We start from the raw sequence: 26,498 nt of genomic DNA, 5'->3' as shown, positions 1-26,498 counted from the left end.
CTAGTAGTGCTGGGAGGAAGAAAGAATGACAGAAATTACAAGAGTAGCGCTGGATGCCATGGGCGGTGACAATGCCCCGGGCGAGATGGTCAAGGGTGCTGTAGATGCCGTTGCCAGAGAGAAAAGCATCAAAGTTTATCTCGTCGGTAAGGAAGAGGCCATCCAAAAGGAGCTGGATGGCTGTATTTACGACAGAGACCAGATTGAAATTGTGAATGCCACAGAGGTGATAGAGACGGCAGAACCCCCGGTCAACGCCATACGTAGAAAAAAGGACTCTTCCATCGTTGTCGGCATGAAGATGGTAAAAGCGGGTGAGGCAGACGCTTTCGTGTCAGCGGGAAGTTCGGGCGCCATCCTCGTCGGGGGACAGACGCTCGTAGGAAGAATCAAGGGAGTAGAGAGGCCGCCGCTTGCGCCGCTCATCCCGACGAAAACAGGGGTTTCCCTTCTGATAGACTGTGGCGCCAATGTGGATGCCAGGCCATCACATCTCGTACAGTTTGCTAAGATGGGATCCATATATATGGAGAGTATATTAGGTGTGGAACGTCCCAGGGTCGGGATAGTCAATATCGGAGCGGAAGAAGAGAAGGGCAACGCGCTTGTCAAAGAGACGTTCCCTCTGCTGAAAGAGACAAAAGGCATTCATTTTATCGGCAGCGTCGAAGCGAGGGATATCCCTCACGGGGCGGCAGACGTCATCGTGTGCGAGGCTTTTGCGGGAAATATCATACTTAAGCTTTATGAAGGGGTGGGAGATGTCCTGATCAAAAAAGTGAAAGCAGGAATGATGACAAGCCTGAGAAGCAAAATCGGGGCACTGCTCGTAAAGCCGGCCTTAAAGGAGACGCTTAAGGCGTTTGATGCAAGCGAGCACGGCGGAGCGCCGCTGCTTGGCCTGAACGGGCTGGTGGTAAAGACACACGGAAGTTCAAAGTCCAAGGAAGTCACGAATACATTAATACAGTGTGTTACATTTAAGCGGCAGAGAATTAATGAAAAGATTAAAAATTGTATTCAAACGGATGCTGCATCCGCTGAATAAAGACTACTCTATGGAATAAGAAAGGAAGAAATGGTATGGAATTTGAAAAGTTACAGGAAATCATTGCAGATGTATTGAATGTTGAGGCAGGGGACATTACAATGGAGACGACTTTTGTGGATGATTTGGGGGCTGATTCCTTAGATATTTTCCAGATAATTATGGGAATAGAAGAGACCTTTGATATCGAAATCGATAATGATGATGCGGAGAAGATTGTATCCGTAGGCGATGCGGTGGAACAGATTAAAAACGCGACAAATAACTAGGCATATAAGATGCGAAAAAGCCCGGTAGGGCTTTTTCGCATTATGAGGAGAGCAGCTATATGAATCAGGATCTGAGGCAACTGGAAAAAAGAATCGGCTACACTTTTAAGGATTTCGGCCTGCTGAAAAAGGCCATGATGCATAGTTCATATGCCAATGAACAGCATCTGCACAAGTATGAGTGTAACGAACGGCTCGAATTCCTCGGTGATGCGGTGCTGGAACTCGTATCCAGCGAGTTCTTGTTCTATGAACACACGAAGATGCCGGAAGGGGAACTGACCAAGACGAGAGCCGGAATGGTGTGTGAACCTGCGCTGGCGTTCTGCGCCAGAGAGATACAGATTGGAGATTTTCTCCTGCTGGGAAAGGGCGAGGATGCGACGGGAGGACGTAAGAGAGAGTCTATCACGTCTGACGCGATGGAAGCGCTGATTGGAGCTATATATATCGATGGTGGTTTTGCTAATGCGAAAGAGTTTATCGAACGGTTTATTCTGAGGGACCTGGAGAATAAGAAACTCTTTTTTGATAGCAAGACTATCCTGCAGGAGATCGTACAGGCCAACTTTAAAGATGTGATAACCTATCATCTTATTGGGGAAGAGGGGCCTGACCACGACAAATCTTTTCTTGTATCCGTGCACATTGGAGAGGAAGCGTACGGTACAGGACGTGGACGGACGAAGAAGGCAGCCGAGCAGGAAGCTGCCTATCAAAGCATTCTGAAGCTGCACGAGAAGAACATAAAGTAGGTGGAGTATGTATTTAAAGAGCATAGAAGTGCAGGGATTCAAGTCATTTGCACATAAGATAAAATTTGATTTCCACAACGGCATAACAGCCATCGTAGGGCCGAACGGGAGCGGGAAAAGCAACGTCGCGGATGCGGTCCGGTGGGTACTCGGCGAACAGAGGGTCAAGCAGCTGCGCGGAGGCAGCATGCAGGACGTCATCTTCTCAGGCACAGAAAACCGGAAGCCCCTGAGCTATGCATCTGTGGCTATCACTCTGGACAATTCCGACCACCATCTGCCGATAGACTACGAGGAAGTGACGGTGGCCAGAAAGCTCTACCGTTCAGGAGAGAGTGAGTATCTGATCAACGGCGGCGCCTGCCGTCTTAAGGATGTCAACGAGCTGTTCTACGATACCGGGATCGGGAAGGAAGGATATTCGATCATCGGACAGGGACAGATAGATAAGATATTGAGCGGCAAGCCGGAGGAACGCCGGGAATTGTTCGACGAGGCGGCTGGCATCGTGAAGTTCAAGCGGCGCAAGAATATGTCCGTGAAGAAGCTGGAAGAGGAAAGGCAGAATCTTCTCAGGGTCAATGACATACTGTCAGAGCTGGAGAAGCAGGTGGGACCGCTGGAGAAGCAGGCGGAAAAGGCAAGAGAATACCTGAAGAAGAAGGAAGAGCTGAAGAAGTATGACATCAATATGTTTCTGCTGGAGACGAGACGGCTAAGCGAGCAGATAAAAGGGATAGACGGCAAGCTTGAAAACGCGCGTACAGAGCTTGACGAGGCCGGCGGCCGTTATGCGGAAATGAAGGCAGAGTATGAATCGGTGGAAGAACAGGTAGACAGTATCGACGCATCGATTGAAAAGGCAAAAAGCCAGCTGAATGAGACAAATATGCTGAAACAGCAGCTTGAGAACCAGATAGCACTATTGAAGGAACAGATCCACAGCGCGCATATGAATGATGAACACTATGACCAGCGGGCCAAGACGATTGAGAGTGAGATTGCGGAGAGGGAACAGCAGCTTTCAGAGCTTGTGAAAGAGCAGGAGAGCATCCAGATGGAACTGGATGAAAAAGGAAGGCTGGAACGTGACGCCAGAGCACAGCTCATTGAAGTGGAGACGAAGATCGCTACGCTGACGGCGTCTATAGAAAGCAATAAGAAGGACATCATCGAACTGCTCAACAACAGAGCTTCCACCAAGGCCAAGATTCAGCGTTATGATACGATGCTGGAGCAGATACAGGTGAGAAAAAGCCAGATGACCGAACAGGCTGCAGAGTCTGTGAAAGAGGCATCCGAACAAGAAGTGCATCTGGAGGGGTTCCAAAAAGAGCTTGAGGAGATTTCGGGCCAGATTATCGAGCTGACCGAAGAGAGCAGTTCATACGACGACAAGATTAAGGAGCTTCAGGATAAGCTTGCGGGACAGACCGAGCAGTTCCGAATCGGACAGACCGCATACCACAGGGAGCAGTCCAGGCTGGAGTCTCTAAAGAATATCACGGAACGGTATGACGGCTACGGCAACAGCATCCGGAAGGTGATGGACAACAGGGAAAAGGAAAAAGGGCTTCTCGGTGTGGTGGCGGACATCATCAAAGTCGGCAAGGAATATGAGATTGCCGTAGAGACTGCGCTTGGCGGCAGCATACAGAACATTGTCACCGCAGATGAGGACACGGCGAAACGCATGATCCAGTACCTGAAACAGAACAAGTTCGGGCGGGCGACCTTCCTTCCGCTCACAAGTATCAAGGCCAACGGTGGAATCTACAGGCAGGAGGCATTGAAAGAACCCGGCGTGATCGGTACGGCGGATAAGCTCGTCATGACAGAGGAACGGTTCCAAGGGCTGGCAGAGTATCTTCTTGGGCGAACGCTCGTCGTGGACCACATCGACCACGGCATAGCCATCGCACGCAAGTACAGGCAGTCTATCCGTATCGTAACGCTGGAAGGAGAGCTGATCAATCCGGGGGGCTCCATGACCGGCGGCGCCTTCAAGAACTCAAGCAATCTGCTGAGCAGGCGCCGTGAGATAGAAGAATTTGAAAAGACGGTCCGACAGCTCAAGAAAGAGATGGACGAGCTGGAGGCATCCTCCGATGCGCTGCGGCAGGAGCGCTCCGGGTATTATGACAGGCTGGAAGAACTGAAAAGCAGGCTGCAGAAAGCATATGTCATCCAGAATACGGCGAAGATGAATGTAGACCAGGCGGAGGCTAGAATCCGTTCCGCCAGAAATTCTGCATCCGCCCTGACAAAGGAAGCCGAGGAACTGGATGGGCAGATAACGGATATCATCGACAATCAGGAGTCCATCAATGTAGAGCTTGATACTTCGGAGAGTCTAGAAAAAGAGCTCACAGACAGGATAGAGGAAGAGCAGAAGACGCTGGAAGGCGTGCGGGAAGAGGAGAGCCGGAAGCAGAAAGCCGCGGAAGAGATTCATCTGGCTTATGCGGGACTTGAGCAGAAACACGCATTCCTGCTTGAGAATACCGGACGTATCCAGGACGAGATCGCCAAGTTCCAGGAAGAGCTGAGCGAGCTAGAGGCTAATAAAGGCGGCACTTCCAGGGAAATAGAAGAAAAGCAGGAACAGATTGAAGATCTAAAGGGCACCATACTGAATTCAAAAGAGCTGTTCGTCGAAATCCAGCAGGAAATTGAGAGGTTCAAGCAGGAGCGGGAAGACTTGAACAAGAAGCATAAAGTATTCCTCCAGAAAAGGGAAGACCTGTCCAGCCATATGTCAGAGCTGGATAAGGAAATATTCCGTCTTGAGAGCCAGAAGGAAAGTTATGAAGAAGCTTCTGAAAAGCAGATGAACTATATGTGGGAAGAATACGAGGTCACATACAACCACGCGCAGGAGATAAGAGATGAGACGCTTACCGACCTTGCAATGATGAAAAAGCAGATACAGGTGCTGAAGAGTGAAATCAAGGGACTAGGCGACGTCAATGTCAATGCCATCGAGGATTATAAGAATCTGTCGGAGAGATATGAGTTCCTGAAAAACCAGCATGATGACCTCGTCGAGGCAGAAGCTACGCTCTTACAGATTATAGAGGAACTTGACGAGGCCATGCGCAGGCAGTTCAGGGAGCAGTTTGACCTGATATCGGTAGAATTTGACCATGTGTTCAAGGAATTGTTTGGCGGAGGGAAAGGAACCCTTGAGCTGATGGAGGATGAGGATATCCTGGAAGCTGGAATCCGGATCATCGCTCAGCCGCCGGGGAAGAAGCTGCAGAATATGATGCAGCTGTCAGGTGGTGAGAAGGCGCTCACTGCAATTGCCCTGCTATTTGCCATACAGAACCTGAAGCCGTCGCCATTCTGCCTTCTGGATGAGATTGAGGCGGCTCTCGATGACAGCAATGTCGTAAGATTTGCAAAATATCTGCATAAACTGACGAAGAATACACAGTTTATAGTTATCACGCATAGAAGAGGAACGATGACAGCGGCAGACAGGCTTTACGGAATTACGATGCAGGAAAAAGGTATATCGACGATGGTATCCGTAAGCCTTCTGGAAGAACAGCTGGATAAATAGGAGGGTTTATGTCCGAGGAAGTAATTATAGAAGAAATGAAGGAATCTGAAGAGAAAAAAGGCTTTTTCAGCCGGCTCGTATCAGGCCTGACGAAGACGAGAGATAACATCATCTCAGGCATGGACAGCATTTTCAGTGGATTTTCCAAGATTGATGAAGCATTTTATGAGGAGCTGGAAGAAGTGCTCATAATGGGCGATCTTGGGGTTCAGGCAACTGACGGCATACTGGAAGACCTGAGAGAAAAGGTCAGGGCCATGCATATTAAAGAGCCTTCCGAATGCCGCCGGCTCCTCATTGACAGCATCAAGGAGCAGATGGATATCGGAGAGACAGCTTATGAATTTGAAGATAAGACTTCTGTCGTGATGGTCATCGGTGTAAACGGCGTCGGAAAGACGACGACAATCGGAAAACTTGCAGGAAAGCTCAGAAGCCGACATAAAAAAGTGGTACTTGCGGCGGCGGATACGTTCCGCGCGGCTGCGGGGGAGCAGCTGAAGGAATGGGCAGACCGGGCGCAGGCGGAACTGATTGGCGGGCAGGAGGGCTCAGATCCGGCTTCTGTCGTATATGACGCGGTGGCAGCGGCAAAAGCCCGTCACGCAGATGTGCTCCTGTGCGATACGGCGGGCAGGCTCCACAATAAGAAGAACCTCATGGAAGAGCTGAAGAAGATGAACCGTATTATTGATCGGGAATTCCCCGGTGCATACAGAGAGACGCTGGTCGTGCTCGATGCAACGACCGGACAGAATGCTCTCATGCAGGCCAGAGAGTTTAATGAAGTCGCCGACATCACGGGAATTATCCTGACGAAGATGGACGGGACCGCAAAGGGAGGAATCGCGGTAGCTATCCAGGCAGAGCTTGGAATACCGGTCAAATATATCGGTGTGGGAGAGACGATAGAAGATTTGCAGAAATTTGATGCAGATGCATTTGTTAACGCGTTATTCACGACTGAAAAGCCGGAAGAATAAATACGAGAAAAAAGGGAGGTATTCGTATGATGACACTAGAGAAATTCGAGCAGGCAAGCGAGCTCGTAAAAAATGTAACCAATCCCACCAAACTGGTCTACAGTGAATATCTAAGCCAGCCAAGCGGCGGAAAGATATACCTGAAGCCTGAGAATATGCAGTATACAGGTGCATATAAAGTTAGAGGTGCTTATTATAAAATCAGTACCCTGTCAGAAGAAGAACGTGGGAAGGGACTGATTACCGCCTCTGCAGGCAACCATGCCCAGGGAGTTGCCTACGCGGCGCAAAAATATGGATGTAAAGCGACCATCGTAATGCCGACAGTGACCCCGCTCATCAAGGTAAACCGTACAAAGAGCTACGGTGCCGAAGTAATCCTTCACGGGGATGTCTACGATGACGCGTGTGAGCATGCCTTAAAACTTGCGGAGGAGAATGGATATACGTTCGTCCATCCGTTTGATGACCTTGACGTTGCAACCGGGCAGGGAAGCATTGCGATGGAAATCGTACAGGAGCTGCCCACGGTAGATTACATACTGGCTCCGATCGGCGGGGGCGGACTGATCTCGGGTGTGTCTACCCTGGCAAAGATGCTGAATCCTAAAATCAAAGTAATCGGCGTAGAACCGGCACAGGCAGCCAGCATGACGGCGGCGCTCGCTGAAGGCGCCCCTGTCACGCTGCCAAGCGCCAATACGATAGCAGACGGCACGGCTGTAAAACGGGTCGGTGAAAAGATATTCCCGTATGTCCAGGAGAATGTGGACCGGATAGTTACGGTGGAAGATGACGAGCTGATTGGCGCATTCCTGGATCTCGTAGAGAACCACAAGATGGTCGTGGAAAATTCCGGGCTGCTCACCGTAGCCGCGCTGAAACAGCTGGATTTAAAGGGAAAGAAGGCGGTAGCAATCTTAAGCGGGGGCAACATGGATGTAATCACGATGTCCTCTATCGTTCAGCACGGACTTATACAGAGAGACCGTATCTTCTCCGTATCTGTACTCCTTCCGGATAAGCCGGGTGAACTCGTGCGCGTCGCTTCCACGATAGCAGACGCCCAGGGAAATGTAATCAAGCTGGAACATAACCAGTTTGTAAGCACGAACCGAAATGCGGCTGTGGAACTGCGTATCACTATGGAGGCATTCGGTACAGAGCATAAGCATGAGATTATGCAGGCGCTGGAAGACGAGGGATTCCGCCCAAGAGAAATCGGTGCAAAATTATATTAATGTAAAGGGGATATGCATATGGAACATCACATTCCACAGAAGGGAGAATGCTACCGTCACTTCAAAGGAAACCGATATCAGGTTCTGGCGGTAGCATCCCATTCTGAAACTGCCCAGCAGCTTGTCGTCTATGAAGGGCTGTACGGGGAACATCCGGTATACGCCAGACCGCTTGAGCAGTTCATGAGCAGGGTGGACAGAGAGAAATATCCGGACACGGCACAGGAGTTCCGCTTCCAGCTGGAAGGAGAGGATGGAGATCCGATCGGGGAAGAACGGAGCCTGATTATGGAGTTTCTGGATCTGGATACGAAAGAGGAAAAGGTTGAATTCCTGCAGAGGGAAAGGATGAACATGACAGAGGACTTCCTAAGCGCGGCGGCCATGAGTCTGGACTATGTGGAGAACAGCGAAGATCTGGATCTGCGCTATGAAGGCCTTATGCATTATCTGAAGACTTTGATACGATTTGAAAACAGGAGGGGGAGGTAAAGAAGTAGAAAACAGGCTGTAAGATAAAAGATGCGAAGAACGCAGACTCCAGATAGCTGAGACGGGAAAGCCGGATGCTTTCCCGTCTCAGCTATCACTTCCTTTAGAAAAGGGATTGGAAACCAGTCCCACTGCGGCTAATTTAATACTATTTTAATATATCAGGCATCTCCTTTAACACCTATTTTATCTCCCACCTGTTATGATTTGTTTAGAAAGAAGGAAGAAGTTCAGGAGGTAATGATACATGAAAAACGGTGAAAAGGATCAGATGAGCAGAGAAGAGCAGGAGTTGAGCAATCTTTGCAGATTGATAAAGGAATATGTCAAGAAGGATGACTGGGCGGCCTGCATGGAGGAGATTCCCCAATATATGGAAATGTATCCCGACAGTGCTGTTCCACACAATCTGATGGGTATCGTGCTGGAAAAACAGGGGAAGCATCCGGAGGCCATGAAGCATTTCCGCGCAGCATGGTCGCTGGACTCCACTTTTGTCCCGGCGAACCGTAATATGGACGCCTATTCCATCTATGACAGGAAAGGAGAGGTAGAGCCCGCCTATACGATGGAAGACTGTATGCCGAAAAGAGAACCGGGAATTGTCCAGAAGACGAGTTTTTTCCTGAAGAGCCTGCTGACTGTACACCAAAAGAAGGCAGGCGCTGCTTAGAAACCTAAAAATTCTTGCGCCGCATGATATTTTGAAGTAAGATATACGCAGGTGAAAAAGATGGAATCAGAAGAAAGAAAAGAACAGCCCAGACGTGGTAAACTGAAGATATTTTTTGGGTATGCGGCGGGCATAGGGAAAACCTACGCCATGCTGCAGTCTGCGCAGAAAGCGAAGGAATCCGGAATAGATGTAGTGGCCGGCTATATCGAACCTCATACGAGAGCGGAGACGATGGCTCTGACACAAGGGCTGGAGATGCTGCCGCTGAAAGAATTGAAGTATCATAAGCTGGCGCTGAAAGAATTTAACCTGGAGGCAGCGCTTGAGCGGAAGCCAGAACTGATTCTTGTAGATGAGCTCGCGCACACGAACGCGGCAGGATGCCGTCATGAAAAGCGGTACCAGGATATCAAGGAACTGCTTCAGGCAGGTATCGATGTCTATACGACAGTCAATGTACAGCATGTAGAGAGTCTGAATGACACCATCTCAGGAATAACCGGGATTGTCGTAAGAGAGCGCATCCCGGATTCGGTGTTCGACAAAGCGGAACAGGTAGAGCTGGTTGATATTGAGCCAGAGGAACTCCTGGAGCGAATGAAAAAGGGCAGGATATACGGGGAGAACCGGGCAGACAGGGCGATGTACAATTTTTTTACAAAAGATAAGCTCCTCTCTCTGAGGGAAATTGCCCTGAGAAGAATGGCGGACCGCGTGAATCTTGCCCAGGCAGCAATGGCTCATTCCAAGCGTGAGACGGCAGAGCATATCCTCATCTGCCTGTCGCCGTCACCGTCCAATGGTACGGTAATCCGGCAGGCATCCAGAATGGCAGTGGCTTTCCATGGAAAGTTTACGGCACTTTATGTAGAGACGCCGGAAGCGTCTGAGATGTCAAGGGAGGATATCCGGCAGCTCAATGAGAATACCCGTCTGGCAGAACAGCTCGGTGCAAAGGTCGTAACCTCGTACGGCAGCGATATCGTGGAAGAGATTGCAGCTTATGCAGAAGTTGCACGTGTCACGAAGATTGTGCTTGGCAGGACGTATACGAAGCGCAGGCTTCTGTTCATAAAAGACAGCTTTTCAGAACAATTGAGCAGGCTGGCCCCGTCTCTGGAGATTTTTCTGATTCCGGATGCATATGACAGGAAGTATAAATCGGTGAGGAAAAGGAAGAAGCCGGCTGTGGAGCAGAAACGGATATGGACAGACGCTGGAATCTGTGCTTTGGGCCTTTTATGCTCAACGGCGATAGCATTTCTGCTGAACCGTTTCTTTGGATTCAGCGCGGCCAATGTCGTGATGGTGTATATGATCGGCGTCCTTATGTCTGCCGTATTCACAAGCCGGCAGATATGGGGGATCATAGCCAGCGTGATGAGTATCCTCATCTTTAATTTTTTCTTCACGGAGCCGTACAGGACACTGCAGGTAAACGACCCAGGTTATCTGATTACCTTCTGTGTCATGTTCATAACCGCTGTCATCAGTTCAGCGCTGACGAAAAAGGTTAAGAATTACGCACAGCAGAATGCGAAGAAAGCATACAGGACAGAGATACTTCTTGAGACAAGCCGTAAGCTCCAGGACGCCGGTTCCCTCGAAAACATAGCTGGACGGACGGCGGAACAGCTGAATATGCTGCTGGAGCGCAATGTCTATTTCTATCTCGGAAAACCAGGGAAGGACAGCCGGCCGGTCGTGTGCAAAGCAGATGAGGAAGCCAGTGACGCGCTGGGCGATTCGGAGCTGGCAGTCGCACAGTGGACGTACCGGAATAATAAACACGCCGGTTTTTCCACACAGACGCTCCCGGGTGCCCGTTGCCTGTGCATGGCGGTACGCAGCACAGACAAAGTATTTGCCGTCGTTGCAATCGATATGGAGCACAGAGACATCTCCGCGTTTGAAGAGGGCATCATGGGTGCGATATTAAACGAATGTGCATTTGCGCTGGAGAAGGAAGAGCTGATCATCGAAAGGAAAGAGGCGGACATGAAGCTTCAGAAAGAACAGCTGAGGGCCAATCTGCTTCGTTCCATATCACATGATCTGCGGACCCCGCTGACGAGTATTTCGGGCAACGCGGAGACGCTGATGGGGAATGACAGCCAGTTAGGCACTGTGCAGAGAAAAGCTATCTATAAGGACATATATGATGACTCTATATGGCTTATCAACCTCGTTGAAAATCTTCTGTCAGTCACAAGAATCGAGAACGGTTCCATGAAATTGAACATACAGGGAGAGATTGTGGAAGATGTCATCACAGAAGCGCTCAAACATGTCAACCGGAGGGGAAGGATGCAGAGCATCCGGGTGGAGTGTGATGAACTTCTGATGGTCCGGATAGATGTAAAGCTTATGCTGCAGGTAATCATCAACCTTATAGATAATGCGGTCAAATACACGCCTCCCCATTCGGAGATATGGATAAGGGCGAAGCGCATCGGAGACAGGGCGGTCGTCTCCGTCTCCGACAACGGGCCGGGCATTCCAGACAGTGAGAAGCCAAAGCTGTTTCAGATGTTTTATACGTCCTGCAATTCGGTGGCGGACGGCAGGCGTGGAATGGGGCTTGGACTTACGCTCTGCCAGGCGGTTATCAATGCCCATGGCGGAGAGATAAAAGTATATGACAATGTTCCGAAAGGTACGATATTCAGATTTGAACTTGAAGTGGAGGATGTGATACTATGACAGCAGATGGTAAACCTTATGTTCTTGTGGTAGAGGACGACGCGCCGGTCAGAAATCTGATAGCGACAACACTGGAATCTCAAAATTATAAGTATATGACTTCCGTGAACGGCGGTCAGGCAGTTATGTCCGCAGCTTCAGGAAATCCTGACATCATCCTTATGGATCTGGGGCTGCCGGACATGGACGGCGTGGATGTGATCAAGAAGATACGTACATGGTCTGTCGCCCCCATCATAGTAATCAGCGCAAGAAGTGATGACAGAGACAAGGTGGATGCGCTTGACGCCGGGGCGGATGACTATCTTACCAAACCGTTCAGCGTAGAGGAGCTTCTGGCCAGACTGCGCTCTACGCTTAGACGGATACAGTATCTTACACAGAAGGGAGACAATGAGGCGAGCATATTTCACAATGGCAGCCTCACGATTGATTATGGAGCGGGAACCGTGCATGTAGGAGAAAAGGAAATTCATCTGATGCCGCTGGAATACAGCCTTCTCTGTCTTCTGGCTCAGAATGTCGGCAAGGTATTGACGTATCAGTTTATTCTGGATAAGGTGTGGGCCAATGCTATCGAAAGCGATATGTCGTCGCTTCGTGTATATATGGCTTCCCTCAGGAAGAAAATTGAAAAGGACAGCGGCCAGCCACAGTGTATCCAGACTCATATAGGTATCGGATACCGGATGGTCAGGCTGAACTGAAGAGGCAGGCCCATCGCTGCAGCAATGTAACGATGGAAGGAGGCAGGCGTCGTAAGAGCCTGCCTCCTTTTTTTGACTTGACATACAATGTATAATTGTATACAATTATACATATTGAGGCGGTACCACGTTAAAGTGCCGTACTATTTCATTTTAAGGAGAGATGATGATGGAAGACAGGAAAGTGTATCTTGACAAACATACGAATCTATTACAGCTGGAGGAGCATATGTATCCGCTTGTGGACGTGGAGAAGCCCAACGTGTTCCGCAACTTGTTTCATTATGACGAGATACCGAAAATTGCTTTTAATGACCGTATCGTACCGCACAGCATGCCGGATGAGATATGGATTACAGATACGACCTTCCGGGATGGCCAGCAGTCGAGGGCTCCTTACAGCACAGAACAGATTGTGTCCATGTACGATTATTTCCACAGGATTGGCGGTCCGAAAGGGAAGATAAGGCAGTGTGAATTCTTTTTATACAGCGGCAAGGACAGGGACGCGGTATACAGATGTCTCGAGAGAGGTTATGAATTTCCAGAAGTGACGAGCTGGATCCGGGCCAGCAGGAAGGACTTTGAGCTTGTTAAGGAGATTGGCCTTAAAGAGACAGGTATTCTCGTGAGCTGCTCGGACTATCATATATTTTACAAGCTGAAGATGACAAGACGCGAGGCGATGGAGCATTACCTTTCTGTAATACGGGAATGCCTGGAGACGGGGATCCGTCCCCGCTGCCATCTGGAAGATATAACAAGGTCGGATATTTACGGTTTCGTTATTCCGTTCTGCCTTGAGCTGATGCATCTGATGGAGGAGTACAAGATACCGATAAAGATACGTGTATGTGACACGATGGGCTATGGTGTGAATTATCCTGGTGCGGTGATTCCCCGTTCGATACCGGGCATCATCTACGGACTGCGTGTCCATGCCGGAGTTCCAAGCAGCCTGATGGAATTCCATGGACACAACGATTTTTATAAAGCCGTCAGCAACTCGACGACAGCGTGGCTGTATGGTGCCAGCGGGGTAAACTGTTCCTTGTTCGGTATCGGGGAGAGGACCGGCAATACTCCGCTCGAGGCTATGGTATTCGAGTATGCCCAGATACGGGGGACGCTTGACGGCATGGATACGACAGCGATAACGGAGCTTGCGGAATACTATGAGAAGGAGATTGGATACAGGGTTCCTTCCAGGACTCCTTTCGTCGGAAAAAACTTTAATGTGACAAGGGCCGGAATACATGCAGACGGGCTATTGAAAAATCAAGAGATTTATAATATATTTGATACGGAGAAGTTTTTAAACCGTCCTGCGCTCGTAGCGGTATCCAATACTTCCGGCCTGGCGGGCATCGCCCACTGGATCAATACATATTACCGCCTGCGCGGTGCCATGCAGGTAGATAAGGGCTCGGAGCTTGTAGGGATGGTAAAGGCCTGGGTCGACAAAGAGTATGAGGACGGACGTGTCACCGTGCTGACGGACGAGGAGCTTACAAGTGTCATTGAAAGCACCTGCGCACAGCTTGGCATCAGCCTTAAATAATGAATCGGGGGTAAGAAGACGCAATGGAAGAGTATCAGGACCGCTCGCTGCGGGGAAGGGTGTTCCAGAAGCTGAGAGAGGATATCCTCTCCGGGGTATATAAAGAACATGATGAGCTGAGAGAGATTACGATAGGTGAGACGCTGGGGGTCAGCAGGACTCCCGTCAGAGAGGCGCTGCGCCAGCTGGAGCTGGAAGGGCTTGTCTCGATAGTGCCGAACAAAGGGGCTTATGTGACCGGCATTACGCAGAAAGACGTGCATGACATCTATAAGATCCGGTCCATGCTGGAAGGGCTCTGTGCACATTGGGCGACAGAGCATATTACAGAGAAGCAGATTGAGGAGCTGGAAGAAATCATCCTGCTGTCGGAATACCATCTGAGGAAGAAGGGGAACGAGCAGGCGGAGCAGGTGAGTGAACTGGATGGAAAGTTTCATAAAGTCTTGTATGAAGCGTCAGATAGTCGTATACTGGAACATGTATTATCTGATTTTCATAAATATGTGCAGATGGCGAGAACGATGTCCGTTGGTGCGAAGGAGCGGGCGGAAAAGTCCATAGAGGAGCACCGGGCCATACTGGAAGCTATCAGGCAGAAAGATGCCTGCAGGGCGGAACGGCTCGCCAACGAGCATATTATGAAGGTGATGGAGAACCTTCACATAGAGGAGTAAAAAGAAAAGGAGAGTTACAGAAAAATGGCAAAAATCAAGATGACAACACCAATCGTAGAGATGGATGGTGACGAGATGACAAGAATCCTCTGGCAGATGATAAAAGAGAATCTGCTGGAACCTTTTGTCGAATTGAACACGGAATATTATGATCTCGGGCTTGAGCACAGGAATGCAACCGACGATCAGGTGACGGTAGACTCTGCGAACGCGACGAAGAAATATAAAGTGGCAGTCAAGTGCGCTACCATCACGCCGAATGCCGCCCGTATGGAAGAGTACGATTTAAAAGAGATGTGGAAGAGCCCCAACGGGACGATTCGTGCCATCCTTGATGGAACGGTGTTCCGGGCGCCTATCGTAGTCAAAGGGATTGAGCCATGCGTGAAGAACTGGAAGAAGCCGATTACGATTGCAAGGCATGCCTACGGTGATGTATACAAAGGCGCTGAGATGAAAATACCTGGAGGGGGGAAAGTGGAGCTCGTATATACGGCTGATGACGGTTCTGAGAGCCGGGAGCTGGTACATAGATTTGACAGAGCCGGTATCGTTCAGGGAATGCACAATATCAATGAATCCATTGAGAGCTTTGCACGCAGCTGCTTCAATTATGCTCTGGATATCGGGCAGGATCTCTGGTTTGCCACAAAAGATACGATTTCCAAGAAGTATGACCATACATTCAAGGATATTTTCCAGGAAATCTTTGAAGAAGAGTATGAGGATAAGTTCAAAGAGGCGGGCATTACCTATTTCTACACGCTCATTGACGATGCGGTCGCCCGTGTCATGAAGTCAGAGGGAGGCTATATATGGGCGTGCAAGAATTACGACGGAGATGTGATGAGCGACATGATATCCTCGGCCTTTGGTTCTCTCGCGATGATGACCTCCGTACTCGTATCCCCGGAAGGATACTATGAATACGAGGCGGCCCACGGCACGGTGCAGAGACATTACTATAAGCACCTGAACGGAGAAGAGACATCCACGAACTCCGTGGCCACGATTTTTGCATGGTCCGGCGCGCTCAGGAAGCGCGGGGAGCTGGATGGCAGCGATGAACTTATGGAGTTCGCGGACAGGCTTGAGAAGGCGACGATAGATACGATAGAGGAGGGCCGGATGACAAAAGACCTGGCACTTATCACGACGATGGAGAACCCGACGGTGCTGGACAGCGAAGGATTTATAAAGGCAATCGCGGAAAAGCTCGCATAAAAACTAATTTTGGTACGTGATCCTTTTCAAAAAGGTTACGTACCAAATCGTGTTTTGTGGTGTACCAAAGTGACGGAAGGCCTGTACCCGAATACAAGGGTATACAGTAGTAAGACACCGATGTAAGGACGAAAAGGGGAGAACCGAGATGAATATACTGATGATTAACGGAACCATGCGGAAGGGGTCCACATATACGATAGGAAAGATGTTTATAGAAAAGACGGCGACGGAGGGGGATACGGTGAAAGAGCTGTTCCTGCCGAGGGATATGCCGGAATTCTGCCGGGGATGTGCCGTGTGCATCTGCCAGGATGAGAAGAAATGCCCTGATTACCTCATATACATGCGCCGGATTACAGAGATGATTGACGAGGCGGATCTCCTCGTGTTCACGGCTCCGGTAATTGTATATCACGTGCCTGGCCAGCTGAAAGCGTTTCTGGACCACTATGGATACCGGTGGATGGTGCACCGCCCGGAAGCGTCCATGTTCCGAAAGCAGGCAGTGTGCATCACCACGGCCGCCGGAAGCGGAATGAAAAAAGCATTGCGGGACATGACAGACAGCCTGAGATACTGGGGCGTGGCGAGGATATACACTTACGGCATCGCTCTAGGCGCCGGAATAGACGACAGCAGCAGGGAGAAGATAGAGACAGCGGTTAATAATCTCGCACTGAAGATAGAGCATGATGCGGCGAAGGTGACGCCGGCATTGCGGGCGAAAGTCTTGTTCCACATCATGAGAATCATGCAGAAAAAAATAGGCACGACAGAAGTAGATAAGAAGTACTGGGAAGAAAAGGGATGGCTTGGGAGAGTACGTCCGTGGAAATAAATTGTCAGAATTGTTAGGGGTCAGACCCCTGTGTTAACAGGGGTCTGACCCCTATGAAATTATCCGGCCAATTCTTCCCATTTTATATACAATTCTTCGAGTTCTGTCTGAATTGCTGCTTTTTCCGCTGCCAGTTCCTGGCACTTCACGGAATTGGTGTACACCTCCTCTAGTGTCATGAGCGTGTCTATCTCAGCATCCCGTTCTTCCAGTCTGGTAATGCGTTCTTCGGTCTTCTTGAGGTCGTTCTGGCGTTTACGCTCTTTTGCCTGGGCTTCTTTCTGCTCCTGCCAGCTCAATTTGGACTCGGACACTTCTGCAGGCGGTGCAGATGAAACGTCGGTCTGCCCGGTTCCTGCATACACTGCAGTCAGTTCTTCTTTCTTCTCAAGATAATAATCATAATTACCAATATAATTGACAAAGGTCTGGTTGACCAAATCCAGAATCCTTGTGGCGGTCTCGTTGATGAAGTAACGGTCATGCGACACATACAGCACAGTCCCGGTGTAATCGTTCAGAGCCTTTTCCAGGATTTCCTTGGAGGTGATATCCAAGTGGTTGGTCGGCTCATCAAGAATGAGGAAATTCGCCTCCGAGAGCATGAGCTTGGCGAGAGATACGCGTCCTCTTTCCCCTCCGCTTAAATCGCCGATCAGCTTGAACACGTCATCACCTGTGAACAGGAATGCCGCCAGCATATTGCGTATCTGCGTGTTAGTCAAATCTGGATAATCATCAGAAATCTCATCAAAAATAGTCTTATCCATATGAAGCACATGGTGCTCCTGGTCATAATACCCGATCTGTACATTCGTTCCGAGCGTAAATGTTCCGCTGTCCGCGCTGGTCACGTTGTTGAGTATCTTAAGCAGAGTCGTTTTGCCCGTTCCGTTATCACCTATGACAGCGACATGTTCCCCGCGCTTGATATCAAAGCTGACGTCGGAAAAAAGATGCTGCGGCGGGAAAGATTTGCACAGATGCTCTACGCTAAGCACATCATTACCGCTTACGCAGGAAGGCTCAAGAGAAAGATGTATCTCTGCGTTGACTTCCTGAGGTTTTTCCGCCGGCTGCATCTTGGCAAGCATCTTCTCCCGGCTTTCGGCCCGTTTGATGGACTTTTCCCGGTTAAAAGAACGCAGCTTTTCAATGACTGCCTCGTGGTGCCGGATTTCCTGCTGCTGGTTCAGGTACTCTTTCAGCTTGGCGTCACGAATCAACTTCTTCTTTTCAGCATACTGGCTGTAATTGCCCATAAAGACGGACAGTGCCCCCAGTTCGATCTCAAGGACCTTCGTGACGACCCTGTTCAGGAAATACCGGTCATGAGAGACGATGAGCACCGCACCCTGGTAATTTAAAAGATATGTCTCCAGCCACGCGATAGAGTTGAGGTCCAGATGGTTGGTCGGCTCATCCAGAAGAAGGATATCAGGCTTCGCCAGCAGAAGCTTGCCGAGAGAAACTCTCGTTTTCTGCCCCCCGGAGAGCGTGTCAACTTTTTTGCCAAAATCCGTCTCGTCAAATCCAAGCCCTTTGAGAACCCCGGTAATCTCGCTTTCGTAGGCATAGCCGTTGGCGCGCTCGAAGGCGGCGGTGAGACGGTTATATGTATCGAGGCGCGCTTTTAAAGCATCCCCTTCGAGATGCTTCAATTCCAGTTCTATCGCACGTATCTGGCGTTCCGTCTCGATGACCTCAGCCTTAGCGGTCTTCACTTCTTCGTAGATAGTGCTGCCGCCCGACATATCCTGATGCTGCGCAAGATAGCCGAGCGTCTTGCCCTTCGTGACGATGACGTCCCCGGAATCGGCCGGAAGCTCACCGACTATCATTTTCAGCAGGGTGGATTTGCCGGCGCCGTTCGGCCCCACAAGGGCAGCTTTTTCATAGTCCTCTATATGAAAAGACGCATCCCGCACAATGACATCTTCCCCAAATGCTTTATTTATTCCATGGCATGCTAGTATCATAATGTCCTCCTGCAGCGTCCCGCAGTGCTTTAAAAGCAGGCGCCGCTAACATTCATTATATCGAAAATAGGACAAAATACAACTAAAAGTTTGACTTTGAAGTGACAATTCTATATAATATTTTTTAGAACGTAACAGGAAGGTGAGTGGGCTAGTGGAAGAAAGAGAAATCTCTCAGGCGGTGATTCGGAGGCTGCCAAGATATTACAGATATTTGGGGGAACTGCTGGAAAATGGAGTCGAAAGAATATCATCCAACGATTTGAGCAAGAGAATGAAAGTAACAGCATCCCAGATTCGTCAGGACCTCAACAATTTTGGCGGGTTCGGCCAACAGGGATATGGCTATAATGTAAAGTATCTATATACAGAAATCGGCAAGATTCTCGGTCTGGAAGAAAATCACAATATCGTCATCATCGGAGCTGGCAATCTGGGACAGGCGCTTGCGAATTACGCTGCATTTGAAAAACGGGGCTTTATCTTGAAAGGCATCTTTGATGTGAATCCCAGGTTGAACGGAGTTTCAATCAGAGGCGTGCCGATTCGTATGATGGATGAGCTGAAAGACTTTGTCCAGAACAACAATGTTGAGATTGCTGTCTTAACCATCCCGAAGGACAAGGCGATTGAAGTCGCAAATCTCCTGGTAGATAATGGAGTAAGGGCAATCTGGAACTTTGCACATACGGATTTGAACCTGCCGGACCACATTATCGTCGAAAATGTTCACCTTATCGAGAGCCTTATGAGGCTTTCCTATAATATAAGCCGTTATAACGAAGAACATAGCGATAAAGAATAAAGAAGTATAAAAACGTGTAATGATGGGCATGTGCAGAACAGGCTTGTCTTTACACGTTCTTTTATATACCGGAACTTTTCACAGATGAGAAAAGACCGGCAAAATAACAGGAGGTGAGAGGTATGAAATATCTGTTGAATGCATCCCAGATGAAGCGTGCGGACCAATATACGATTGAGCAGCTTCAGATTCCATCATTAGAACTGATGGAACGAGCCGCGGAGGCATGCGTGAATTACATGGAAGGCAGCGGGCTGGATCTGACAGAAGCATGCATCGTATGCGGAACCGGCAACAACGGAGGAGACGGCTTTGCCATCGCCAGGCTGCTCGCGGAAAAGGGACATAACGTTACAGCTGTTCTCGCAGGGGATGAAGAACAGTGTTCGAAAGATACGAAGGAGCAGATAAAGCGTTTACGGCAGACTGGAACCGAGATTGCCAAAGATTACGAAGAGGGAAGATACAGCATCATCGTGGACGCATTGTTTGGCGTCGGGTTAAACCGTAATCTTGAAGGCCGTTACAGGGAGCTCGTTGAAGCCATGAACCGTTCAGAGGGATACCGGCTGGCCGTAGACATTCCGTCTGGCATATGTGCGGACAACGGCTCTGTCATGGGGACAGCTTTCCGGGCAGACGCTACGGTGACGTTCCAAGAGAGGAAGCTCGGGCTTGAATTTTATCCGGGAAAAGAATATGCGGGGGAAGTAGAGACTGCCGATATCGGAATAGATGCATCAGAAGTCAAGAAAGAGAGCGGTACGGCCTTTACATATGAAGGAAGCGATTACAGACGCCTCCTTCCTGAGCGCAGAGCCGATTCCAACAAGGGGACGTATGGGAAGGTGCTCATCATCGCAGGGAGCAGGGGCATGTCCGGAGCCGCTTACCTGAACGCCAAGGCGGCTTATACAGTGGGAGCCGGGCTCGTACAGATATATACGTCAGAGGACAACCGCGTCATATTGCAGACGCTTCTGCCGGAAGCTGTCATCAAGACATATGACTTTTACGATGAAGTCGAACTGCTCAAGCTGCTGAACCGGGCAGACGTAGTAAGCGTAGGTTCCGGGATTGGAACGAGCGACAAATCAAGGAAGATACTCAGAACGGTGATGGAAAATGTAGAAGTACCTTGTGTGATAGACGCGGACGGGCTGAATCTGATTGCTGACCACAAGAAGTATCTTGAACGGCTGCGTCATGAGAACTTCATTTTCACGCCGCATATGAAAGAAATGTCCCGTATGACAGGGAAGGACATCCCGGAGCTAAGGTCAGAGAGAATGGAGATTCTGCGGGAATTTGCAGAAGAATACAGCGTCACCTGTGTGCTGAAGGACGCACGGACAGTCACCATGTCGGCGGGAAGGCAGCCGTATGTGAATCTGTCAGGCAATGCATCTATGGCGAAAGCAGGCGCGGGCGATGTGCTCGCAGGAGTGATAGCAGGTCTGCTGTCACAGGGGCTCGGTCTCAGAGAAGCGGCAGAGCTTGGAACGTATCTTCACGGCAGGGCAGGGGAACTTGCAAGCCTGGATAAGGGAAGCTACAGCGTCATGGCTTCTGATTTGATAGAGTATGCAGGCCGGGCTATGAAAGAACAGGAGGGCAGATAGATGAAAGAATATAACAGGGTGTGCGCCAGGATAGACCTGGATGCAGTGGAATATAATATAGAGATGATGAGACGCAATATCAGAGAAGGGGCGAAAATGCTCGGTGTCGTGAAGACGGACGGCTATGGTCACGGAGCAGTGCAGATAGCAAAAATGCTCTCCCCGAAAGACTACATGTGGGGATTCGCGGTCGCGACGCTTGACGAAGCTGCCGTACTGCGCCGTGCCGGAATTGAAAAGCCGTTGCTTGTACTGGGCTGCATCTTTCCGGATCAGCGGGAAGAAATGATAAAGGGTGACATCCGCATGACGTTGTATACAGAAGAAATGGCCCGCCAGGTGTCTGAACTTGCGGTCAAAATGGGAAAGCAGGCATATATTCATATTAAGCTGGATACAGGAATGTCAAGACTTGGATTTATGATTGGGGAGGAAGCAGCGGAAATTATCGAGCGTATAAGCGAGATGCCAAACCTCGTCATGGAAGGAATGTACACACATTTTGCGAAAGCAGATGAAATCGATAAGTCTTTTACGGAAAAACAGATTAAAAACTATGTGTGGATGAAGGAGACACTGGAAGAAAGAGGGGTAACGTTCCAGTATTACCACTGTTCGAACAGTGCAGGAATCATCGATGTACGGGAGGCGAACATGGATCTCGTCCGTGCCGGTATCTCTACCTATGGCCTGTATCCGTCTGAGGATGTACACAAGGAGAATGTCCCGCTGAAACCGGCCATGGAGCTTATCAGCCATGTGGCACATGTCAAGTGGGTCGAGGCGGGCACGCCGGTGAGCTATGGCGGGACGTATATAACAGACAGGAAGACAAAGATAGCCACGATACCGGTAGGGTATGGAGATGGATATCCAAGAAGCCTCTCCAATAAAGGGTATGTCCTGATTCATGGGAAGAAGGCACCTATTCTCGGCCGTGTATGCATGGACCAGTTTATGGTAGATGCGACTGAGATAGATGATGTGAAGTATGCAGATAAAGTAACACTGGTAGGAAATGACGGAGATGAGAAGCTGCCGGTCGAAGTCTTGAGCGGGCTTTCCGGAAGATTCAACTATGAATTCGTATGTGACCTTGGGAAGAGAATTCCGAGAGAATTTATCCGTCACGGTGAAGTTGTGGAACAGATGGATTATTTCGCATAATTCCCGGTATTACTGCAGCTCTATAGAATACATTTGAAAAAGATGGAAATACTAATCTTATCTTAAGAAAATGGAGTGTGAAATAGAGTGCAGGTTAGACGAGGAGATATATATTATGCAGACCTGAGTCCGGTGGTCGGTTCGGAACAAGGCGGCATCAGGCCGGTATTAATCATACAGAACGACGTAGGGAACAAACACAGCCCGACCGTCATCTGTGCCGCTATCACATCGAAGATGAACAAGGCGAAGCTGCCTACGCATGTAGAGATTGACGCAAAAAAATACCAGATCGTGAAGAACTCAGTCATATTGCTGGAACAGGTGAGGACCATAGACAAACAGAGGCTCAAGGATTTGGTATGCCACCTTGACAAACAGATAATGAACAAAGTAGATGAGGCGCTGAAGATCAGCTTCGAGCTTCATACATAGTAGAAGGAGTATAGAAAAGCAGTTATGGAAGAAGGCAGTTTGTTTCAGAGGATGAAACAGATATTTCAGATTAAAGAGGACGTCGAGGATGAAGGTGTCTGGAAGGAAGCGGCGGAATTGATTCGCAATATATTCCGCTATATGGATAAAGATGCAAAGGATATCATGACTCACCGGAAGAATATCGTGGCTATTGACGGGAATGAGAATCTTGCGGATGCGCTTCAGTTTATGCTTGATGAAAGCTATTCCCGTTTCCCGATATATGAAGATGATATTGATGAGATTATCGGTACGATACACCTTCGGGAAGCAATGACCTGCTATTTCGATGAGGACCTGCGCCAGGTACCGGTGAGGCAGCTTGGCGACTACATAAGGCCGGTGGCATTTATCCCGGAGACAAAGAGCATCGATACGCTGTTCAAAGAGATGCAGGCAGAGAAGAACCACATTGCAATCGTGCTGGATGAATATGGACAGACATCAGGTCTCGTGGCAATGGAAGATATACTGGAAGAAATCGTCGGCAATATTCTTGACGAATATGACGACGAAGAAGAACTCATTGAGATGTTTCCGGACGGAAGCTGCGTTGCCAGCGGCATGACGGATCTGGAGGACCTGGAAGATCTGCTGCCGGTGACGTTTGAAAAGGAAGAGTACGAGACGCTCAACGGTTTTCTTGTTGACCAGCTCGACAGGATTCCGTCCGAAGAGGAGACATGTATCATAGAATACGGCGGATACCGCTTTGCTGTTCTTTCCGTAGATAATAACACAATCGAAAGAGTTAAGATTGAAAAACTAAACGAAGAGTGCTAGAATAGAAAAAGTGCGGAAACAGCGAAAAGATAAGGTATAAGGAGAGATATAGAACATGTCAGGACATTCAAAATTTGCAAACATAAAGCATAAGAAAGAAAAAAATGATGCCGCCAAAGGCAAGATATTCACGAAGATCGGAAAGGAGCTTGCCGTGGCGGTTAAAGAAGGCGGGAGCGCCGATCCGGCCAACAACAGCCGTCTGCGTGATGTCATTGCCAAAGCGAAGGCTAACAACATGCCGAACGACACGATTGACAGGAATATCAAGAAGGCGGACGGTGACGCAAATGCCGCTAACTACGAATATATTACATATGAAGGCTATGGTCCCAACGGAACAGCCATTATCGTCGAAGCGCTGACGGATAACCGCAACAGGACCGCCACGAACGTAAAGAACGCATTTACAAAAGGAAGCGGCAATGTCGGGACTCCGGGCTGCGTGTCCTTTATGTTTGATAAAAAGGGACAGATCATCGTATCCAAAGAAGAATATGAAGGTGATGCGGACGATCTTATGATGCAGGCGTTAGACGCAGGGGCAGAAGATTTTGCCGAAGAAGAAGACAGCTACGAAATCGTCACCTCCCCGGAAGGCTTCAGCACAGTGCGGCTGGCAATGGAAGAGGCCGGTATCCCTATGGCGGCGGCAGAAGTGACGATGATTCCACAGACATACGTAGAGCTCACCGATTCAAAAGACATCCAGAACATCCAGAAGACGCTGGACATGCTGGATGATGACGACGACGTACAAGACGTATACCACAACTGGGACGAATAGCTGAGCGGGGACGAATAACAATGCCTGGTTGCAGGGGCATTGCCAGAGAGGAGACTTATGGAACAGACAAAGCAGGAACTAATCCAGCTCTTTCAAGAGATGCTGACACAGATCAAACATTTTAAACGCAAGACATATGAAGGCATTTTCAAGGATGGCTATGACAAGTTCAAGGGCACGGTTGAGGATATCGCCCGCCTGTGCGCGGAAGCTCCGGACGAGGAGAAAGATTCCGTAGTTGAGGAACTGGCCCATGTCATCCCTGACTATGCGGTAGATAAGATGCACGGTCTGTCAAAGGGCAAAAAAGAGAGGAATTCCGTAGACTACAATATGAATATGGCGGTCTACGTGGTGCCGATGATTACATATACCCATAACGAGTATTGCGAAAAGGTGGCGTCACGTATGGTGGAAGTGTGGAATGAAAAGCACGTCACGACACTGACTCTTGGGCATTCAAGCTATGATGACATTGCCGGGGGCTTCAAAAAAAGGCTTCTGCTTCATCACGACGGCAGTCTGTGAGCGGCAGGACAAGCCGGATGACTGTTATGAGCTGATGACGCTGCGCGCATACAGGGACGAATATCTGATGAGCACAGAGGACGGACGGGCGCTTGTGGATGAGTATTATGACATCGCCCCTGGAATCGTCCAGATTATCAATATGCAGAAGGATGCGGATGAAATCTACGAGGAATTATACAAGAACTGCCTTGCCCCGTGCATCAGCTGTATCGAGGCCGGAGAAGAGGAACAGTGCAGAGAACTGTATACACGCATGGTCCGCGGTCTGCAGAAAAAATACTTATATTCATAGGAGGACTTGTATGAGCAATTACAAAATGGAAACAAAATGTATCCAGTCAGGATATCAGCCTGGAAACGGAGAGCCCAGGATTCTTCCGATATACCAGAGCACCACATTTAAGTATGACAACAGCGAGCAGATGGGACGTTTGTTCGATTTGGAGGAGTCCGGCTATTTCTATACAAGACTTCAGAATCCGACAAACGATGCCGTGGCAGCTAAAATCTGCGATATGGAAGGCGGCGTGGCCGCAATGCTTACGTCCTCGGGACAGGCGGCCAGTTTTTACGCTATCATGAATATTGTAGAGGCGGGAGACCACATCGTATGCGCATCGGCACTCTACGGAGGTACATATAACCTGTACGCCCACACGATCAAAAAGATGGGGGTGGACGCCACATTCGTGGATCCGGACTGTACGGAGGATGAGCTTGACGCGGCTTTCACCGACAGCACGAAAGCCGTATTCGGAGAGACGATAGCCAATCCCGCCCTCGTAGTCCTGGACTTTGAAAAGTTTGCCAAAGCCGCGCATGCGCATGGAGTACCGTTTATCGTAGATAATACATTTGCAACGCCGGTCAACTGCCGTCCCTTCGAATGGGGGGCGGACATCGTCACCCATTCCACGACCAAGTATATGGACGGCCATGCCACAAGCGTGGGCGGCGCCATCGTCGACAGCGGCAATTTCGACTGGGCGGCACATGCAGAGAAGTTTCCGGGGCTTACGACTCCGGATGAGACCTATCATGGCATCGTATATACGGAACGGTTCGGAAAAGGCGCTTATATCACGAAAGCAACCGCACAGCTTATGAGAGACCTTGGCTCTATCCAGGCCCCGCAGAATGCGTTTCTGCTCAATATCGGCCTGGAGACGCTGGCCCTGCGCATGGAGCGGCACTGCCAGAACGCGCTTGCCGCGGCAAGGTATCTTCAGAATCATGAGAAGGTCGCCTGGGTAAGCTGTCCTGCACTGCCGGGAGATAAGTACCATGAGCTTGCACAGAAGTATATGCCTGGCGGCACATGCGGCGTCATAACCTTTGGGCTGAAAGAGGGAAGGGACGCAGCAGTAAGGATGATGGACAGCCTTCAGATGATTGCCATCGTGACACATGTCGCAGACGCGAGAAGCTGCGTGCTTCATCCGGCCAGCCACACGCACCGGCAGATGAACGAGCAGGAGCTCATGGAAGCAGGCGTTCAGCCGGATCTGATTCGTTTCAGCGTCGGCATAGAGAATATCGACGACATCATCGCTGATTTGGAACAGGCATTAAAGCAAGTATAAAAAAAGCAAAACACCTCCA

24 protein-coding genes are annotated in these 26,498 nt (G+C 49.5%); 23 read left to right on the top strand and 1 reads right to left on the bottom strand.

Annotation, left to right across the window (positions count from 1 at the left end; genetic code table 11):
• Positions 1 to 25: 25 nt before the first annotated feature.
• The 14 genes from plsX to HMPREF0980_RS05285 all read left to right on the top strand — a co-directional run bounded on the left by plsX (position 26) and on the right by HMPREF0980_RS05285 (position 16,745).
• Positions 26 to 1,048: a phosphate acyltransferase PlsX gene (gene plsX / locus HMPREF0980_RS05350; RefSeq protein ID WP_049728056.1), complete on the top strand. Its 1,023-nt coding sequence runs from the start codon at positions 26 to 28 to the stop codon at positions 1,046 to 1,048.
• A gap of 35 nt (positions 1,049 to 1,083) precedes the next feature.
• The gene (gene acpP, locus HMPREF0980_RS05345) at positions 1,084 to 1,317 is read left to right on the top strand and encodes an acyl carrier protein (protein ID WP_006444189.1); all 234 of its coding nucleotides are present in this window, start codon (positions 1,084 to 1,086) and stop codon (positions 1,315 to 1,317) included.
• Between the two features lie 59 nt (positions 1,318 to 1,376).
• Complete coding sequence (gene rnc, locus HMPREF0980_RS05340; RefSeq protein WP_049728055.1) at positions 1,377 to 2,072, top strand: ribonuclease III; 696 nt, start codon at positions 1,377 to 1,379, stop codon at positions 2,070 to 2,072.
• A 7-nt stretch (positions 2,073 to 2,079) separates the two neighbouring features.
• Entirely contained in the window at positions 2,080 to 5,640 is a 3,561-nt protein-coding gene (gene smc / locus HMPREF0980_RS05335; protein ID WP_049728054.1) for a chromosome segregation protein SMC, read from the top strand.
• 8 nt (positions 5,641 to 5,648) lie between these two features.
• Positions 5,649 to 6,623: a signal recognition particle-docking protein FtsY gene (ftsY, locus tag HMPREF0980_RS05330; protein ID WP_198146163.1), complete on the top strand. Its 975-nt coding sequence runs from the start codon at positions 5,649 to 5,651 to the stop codon at positions 6,621 to 6,623.
• A 26-nt stretch (positions 6,624 to 6,649) separates the two neighbouring features.
• The gene (ilvA, locus tag HMPREF0980_RS05325; RefSeq protein ID WP_049728053.1) at positions 6,650 to 7,864 is read left to right on the top strand and encodes a threonine ammonia-lyase; all 1,215 of its coding nucleotides are present in this window, start codon (positions 6,650 to 6,652) and stop codon (positions 7,862 to 7,864) included.
• Positions 7,865 to 7,882: 18 nt separating this feature from the next.
• On the top strand, positions 7,883 to 8,356 hold the full coding sequence (locus tag HMPREF0980_RS05320; protein WP_242847342.1) for a DUF1653 domain-containing protein: 474 nt from the start codon (positions 7,883 to 7,885) through the stop codon (positions 8,354 to 8,356).
• Positions 8,357 to 8,603: 247 nt separating this feature from the next.
• Positions 8,604 to 9,029, top strand: coding sequence for a tetratricopeptide repeat protein (locus tag HMPREF0980_RS05315; RefSeq protein ID WP_242847341.1), 426 nt, complete (start codon positions 8,604 to 8,606; stop codon positions 9,027 to 9,029).
• A 60-nt stretch (positions 9,030 to 9,089) separates the two neighbouring features.
• On the top strand, positions 9,090 to 11,735 hold the full coding sequence (locus HMPREF0980_RS05310; protein WP_049728051.1) for a sensor histidine kinase: 2,646 nt from the start codon (positions 9,090 to 9,092) through the stop codon (positions 11,733 to 11,735).
• Positions 11,732 to 12,442 (top strand): response regulator, encoded by a 711-nt coding sequence (locus HMPREF0980_RS05305; protein WP_049728050.1) that lies wholly within the window; start codon positions 11,732 to 11,734, stop codon positions 12,440 to 12,442. The genes HMPREF0980_RS05310 and HMPREF0980_RS05305 overlap by 4 nt, the downstream gene beginning before the upstream one ends.
• A gap of 169 nt (positions 12,443 to 12,611) precedes the next feature.
• On the top strand, positions 12,612 to 14,003 hold the full coding sequence (locus tag HMPREF0980_RS05300) for a 2-isopropylmalate synthase (RefSeq protein ID WP_049728049.1): 1,392 nt from the start codon (positions 12,612 to 12,614) through the stop codon (positions 14,001 to 14,003).
• Between the two features lie 23 nt (positions 14,004 to 14,026).
• A complete protein-coding gene (locus HMPREF0980_RS05295) occupies positions 14,027 to 14,680 on the top strand; it encodes a GntR family transcriptional regulator (RefSeq protein WP_049728048.1) in 654 nt (217 codons plus the stop codon).
• Between the two features lie 24 nt (positions 14,681 to 14,704).
• A complete protein-coding gene (locus HMPREF0980_RS05290; protein WP_049728047.1) occupies positions 14,705 to 15,904 on the top strand; it encodes an NADP-dependent isocitrate dehydrogenase in 1,200 nt (399 codons plus the stop codon).
• 148 nt (positions 15,905 to 16,052) lie between these two features.
• Complete coding sequence (locus HMPREF0980_RS05285) at positions 16,053 to 16,745, top strand: flavodoxin family protein (protein WP_049728046.1); 693 nt, start codon at positions 16,053 to 16,055, stop codon at positions 16,743 to 16,745.
• A gap of 59 nt (positions 16,746 to 16,804) precedes the next feature.
• On the opposite strand, the gene HMPREF0980_RS05280 is transcribed toward HMPREF0980_RS05285, so the two are convergent.
• Positions 16,805 to 18,724: an ABC-F family ATP-binding cassette domain-containing protein gene (locus HMPREF0980_RS05280; protein WP_049728045.1), complete on the bottom strand. Its 1,920-nt coding sequence runs from the start codon at positions 18,722 to 18,724 to the stop codon at positions 16,805 to 16,807.
• Between the two features lie 154 nt (positions 18,725 to 18,878).
• On the opposite strand from HMPREF0980_RS05280, the gene HMPREF0980_RS05275 reads away from it, so the two are divergent.
• The 9 genes from HMPREF0980_RS05275 (at position 18,879) to HMPREF0980_RS05240 (ending at position 26,479) form a co-directional block, all read left to right on the top strand.
• The gene (locus HMPREF0980_RS05275) at positions 18,879 to 19,529 is read left to right on the top strand and encodes a redox-sensing transcriptional repressor Rex (protein WP_049728044.1); all 651 of its coding nucleotides are present in this window, start codon (positions 18,879 to 18,881) and stop codon (positions 19,527 to 19,529) included.
• A 122-nt stretch (positions 19,530 to 19,651) separates the two neighbouring features.
• The gene (locus tag HMPREF0980_RS05270) at positions 19,652 to 21,151 is read left to right on the top strand and encodes a bifunctional ADP-dependent NAD(P)H-hydrate dehydratase/NAD(P)H-hydrate epimerase (RefSeq protein ID WP_049728043.1); all 1,500 of its coding nucleotides are present in this window, start codon (positions 19,652 to 19,654) and stop codon (positions 21,149 to 21,151) included.
• A complete protein-coding gene (gene alr, locus HMPREF0980_RS05265; RefSeq protein ID WP_049728042.1) occupies positions 21,152 to 22,318 on the top strand; it encodes an alanine racemase in 1,167 nt (388 codons plus the stop codon).
• A gap of 87 nt (positions 22,319 to 22,405) precedes the next feature.
• Positions 22,406 to 22,753: a type II toxin-antitoxin system PemK/MazF family toxin gene (locus HMPREF0980_RS05260; protein WP_049728041.1), complete on the top strand. Its 348-nt coding sequence runs from the start codon at positions 22,406 to 22,408 to the stop codon at positions 22,751 to 22,753.
• Positions 22,754 to 22,777: 24 nt separating this feature from the next.
• Complete coding sequence (locus tag HMPREF0980_RS05255) at positions 22,778 to 23,578, top strand: hemolysin family protein (RefSeq protein WP_049728040.1); 801 nt, start codon at positions 22,778 to 22,780, stop codon at positions 23,576 to 23,578.
• A gap of 55 nt (positions 23,579 to 23,633) precedes the next feature.
• Positions 23,634 to 24,365 (top strand): YebC/PmpR family DNA-binding transcriptional regulator, encoded by a 732-nt coding sequence (locus tag HMPREF0980_RS05250; protein ID WP_049728039.1) that lies wholly within the window; start codon positions 23,634 to 23,636, stop codon positions 24,363 to 24,365.
• A gap of 57 nt (positions 24,366 to 24,422) precedes the next feature.
• Positions 24,423 to 24,893, top strand: coding sequence for a hypothetical protein (locus tag HMPREF0980_RS19410; RefSeq protein WP_242847340.1), 471 nt, complete (start codon positions 24,423 to 24,425; stop codon positions 24,891 to 24,893).
• Positions 24,832 to 25,188: a CFI-box-CTERM domain-containing protein gene (locus HMPREF0980_RS19405; RefSeq protein ID WP_242847339.1), complete on the top strand. Its 357-nt coding sequence runs from the start codon at positions 24,832 to 24,834 to the stop codon at positions 25,186 to 25,188. Before HMPREF0980_RS19410 ends, HMPREF0980_RS19405 begins: the two co-directional genes overlap by 62 nt.
• 10 nt (positions 25,189 to 25,198) lie before the next feature.
• Complete coding sequence (locus tag HMPREF0980_RS05240; RefSeq protein WP_049728038.1) at positions 25,199 to 26,479, top strand: O-acetylhomoserine aminocarboxypropyltransferase/cysteine synthase family protein; 1,281 nt, start codon at positions 25,199 to 25,201, stop codon at positions 26,477 to 26,479.
• Positions 26,480 to 26,498: the final 19 nt, after the last annotated feature.

Origin of the sequence: Dorea sp. D27 (genome assembly GCF_001185345.1) — a bacterium.
Taxonomy (GTDB): domain Bacteria; phylum Bacillota; class Clostridia; order Lachnospirales; family Lachnospiraceae; genus Extibacter.
Note: the sequence above shows the minus strand (reverse complement) of the source record. Positions and strands in the feature narration are given on the sequence as shown.

Coding starts and splice junctions, on each gene's coding strand:
- HMPREF0980_RS05320 (WP_242847342.1), top strand. CDS start 7,883: ATGGAACATCACATTCCACAGAAGGGAGAATGCTACCGTCACTTCAAA.
- HMPREF0980_RS05250 (WP_049728039.1), top strand. CDS start 23,634: ATGTCAGGACATTCAAAATTTGCAAACATAAAGCATAAGAAAGAAAAA.
- HMPREF0980_RS05255 (WP_049728040.1), top strand. CDS start 22,778: ATGGAAGAAGGCAGTTTGTTTCAGAGGATGAAACAGATATTTCAGATT.
- HMPREF0980_RS05305 (WP_049728050.1), top strand. CDS start 11,732: ATGACAGCAGATGGTAAACCTTATGTTCTTGTGGTAGAGGACGACGCG.
- HMPREF0980_RS05270 (WP_049728043.1), top strand. CDS start 19,652: ATGAAATATCTGTTGAATGCATCCCAGATGAAGCGTGCGGACCAATAT.
- HMPREF0980_RS05285 (WP_049728046.1), top strand. CDS start 16,053: ATGAATATACTGATGATTAACGGAACCATGCGGAAGGGGTCCACATAT.
- alr (WP_049728042.1), top strand. CDS start 21,152: ATGAAAGAATATAACAGGGTGTGCGCCAGGATAGACCTGGATGCAGTG.
- HMPREF0980_RS19410 (WP_242847340.1), top strand. CDS start 24,423: ATGGAACAGACAAAGCAGGAACTAATCCAGCTCTTTCAAGAGATGCTG.
- ilvA (WP_049728053.1), top strand. CDS start 6,650: ATGATGACACTAGAGAAATTCGAGCAGGCAAGCGAGCTCGTAAAAAAT.
- HMPREF0980_RS05300 (WP_049728049.1), top strand. CDS start 12,612: ATGGAAGACAGGAAAGTGTATCTTGACAAACATACGAATCTATTACAG.
- acpP (WP_006444189.1), top strand. CDS start 1,084: ATGGAATTTGAAAAGTTACAGGAAATCATTGCAGATGTATTGAATGTT.
- HMPREF0980_RS05295 (WP_049728048.1), top strand. CDS start 14,027: ATGGAAGAGTATCAGGACCGCTCGCTGCGGGGAAGGGTGTTCCAGAAG.
- HMPREF0980_RS05310 (WP_049728051.1), top strand. CDS start 9,090: ATGGAATCAGAAGAAAGAAAAGAACAGCCCAGACGTGGTAAACTGAAG.
- HMPREF0980_RS05315 (WP_242847341.1), top strand. CDS start 8,604: ATGAAAAACGGTGAAAAGGATCAGATGAGCAGAGAAGAGCAGGAGTTG.
- smc (WP_049728054.1), top strand. CDS start 2,080: ATGTATTTAAAGAGCATAGAAGTGCAGGGATTCAAGTCATTTGCACAT.
- plsX (WP_049728056.1), top strand. CDS start 26: ATGACAGAAATTACAAGAGTAGCGCTGGATGCCATGGGCGGTGACAAT.
- HMPREF0980_RS05290 (WP_049728047.1), top strand. CDS start 14,705: ATGGCAAAAATCAAGATGACAACACCAATCGTAGAGATGGATGGTGAC.
- HMPREF0980_RS05240 (WP_049728038.1), top strand. CDS start 25,199: ATGAGCAATTACAAAATGGAAACAAAATGTATCCAGTCAGGATATCAG.
- HMPREF0980_RS05280 (WP_049728045.1), bottom strand. CDS start 18,724: ATGATACTAGCATGCCATGGAATAAATAAAGCATTTGGGGAAGATGTC.
- rnc (WP_049728055.1), top strand. CDS start 1,377: ATGAATCAGGATCTGAGGCAACTGGAAAAAAGAATCGGCTACACTTTT.
- ftsY (WP_198146163.1), top strand. CDS start 5,649: ATGTCCGAGGAAGTAATTATAGAAGAAATGAAGGAATCTGAAGAGAAA.
- HMPREF0980_RS19405 (WP_242847339.1), top strand. CDS start 24,832: ATGATGACATTGCCGGGGGCTTCAAAAAAAGGCTTCTGCTTCATCACG.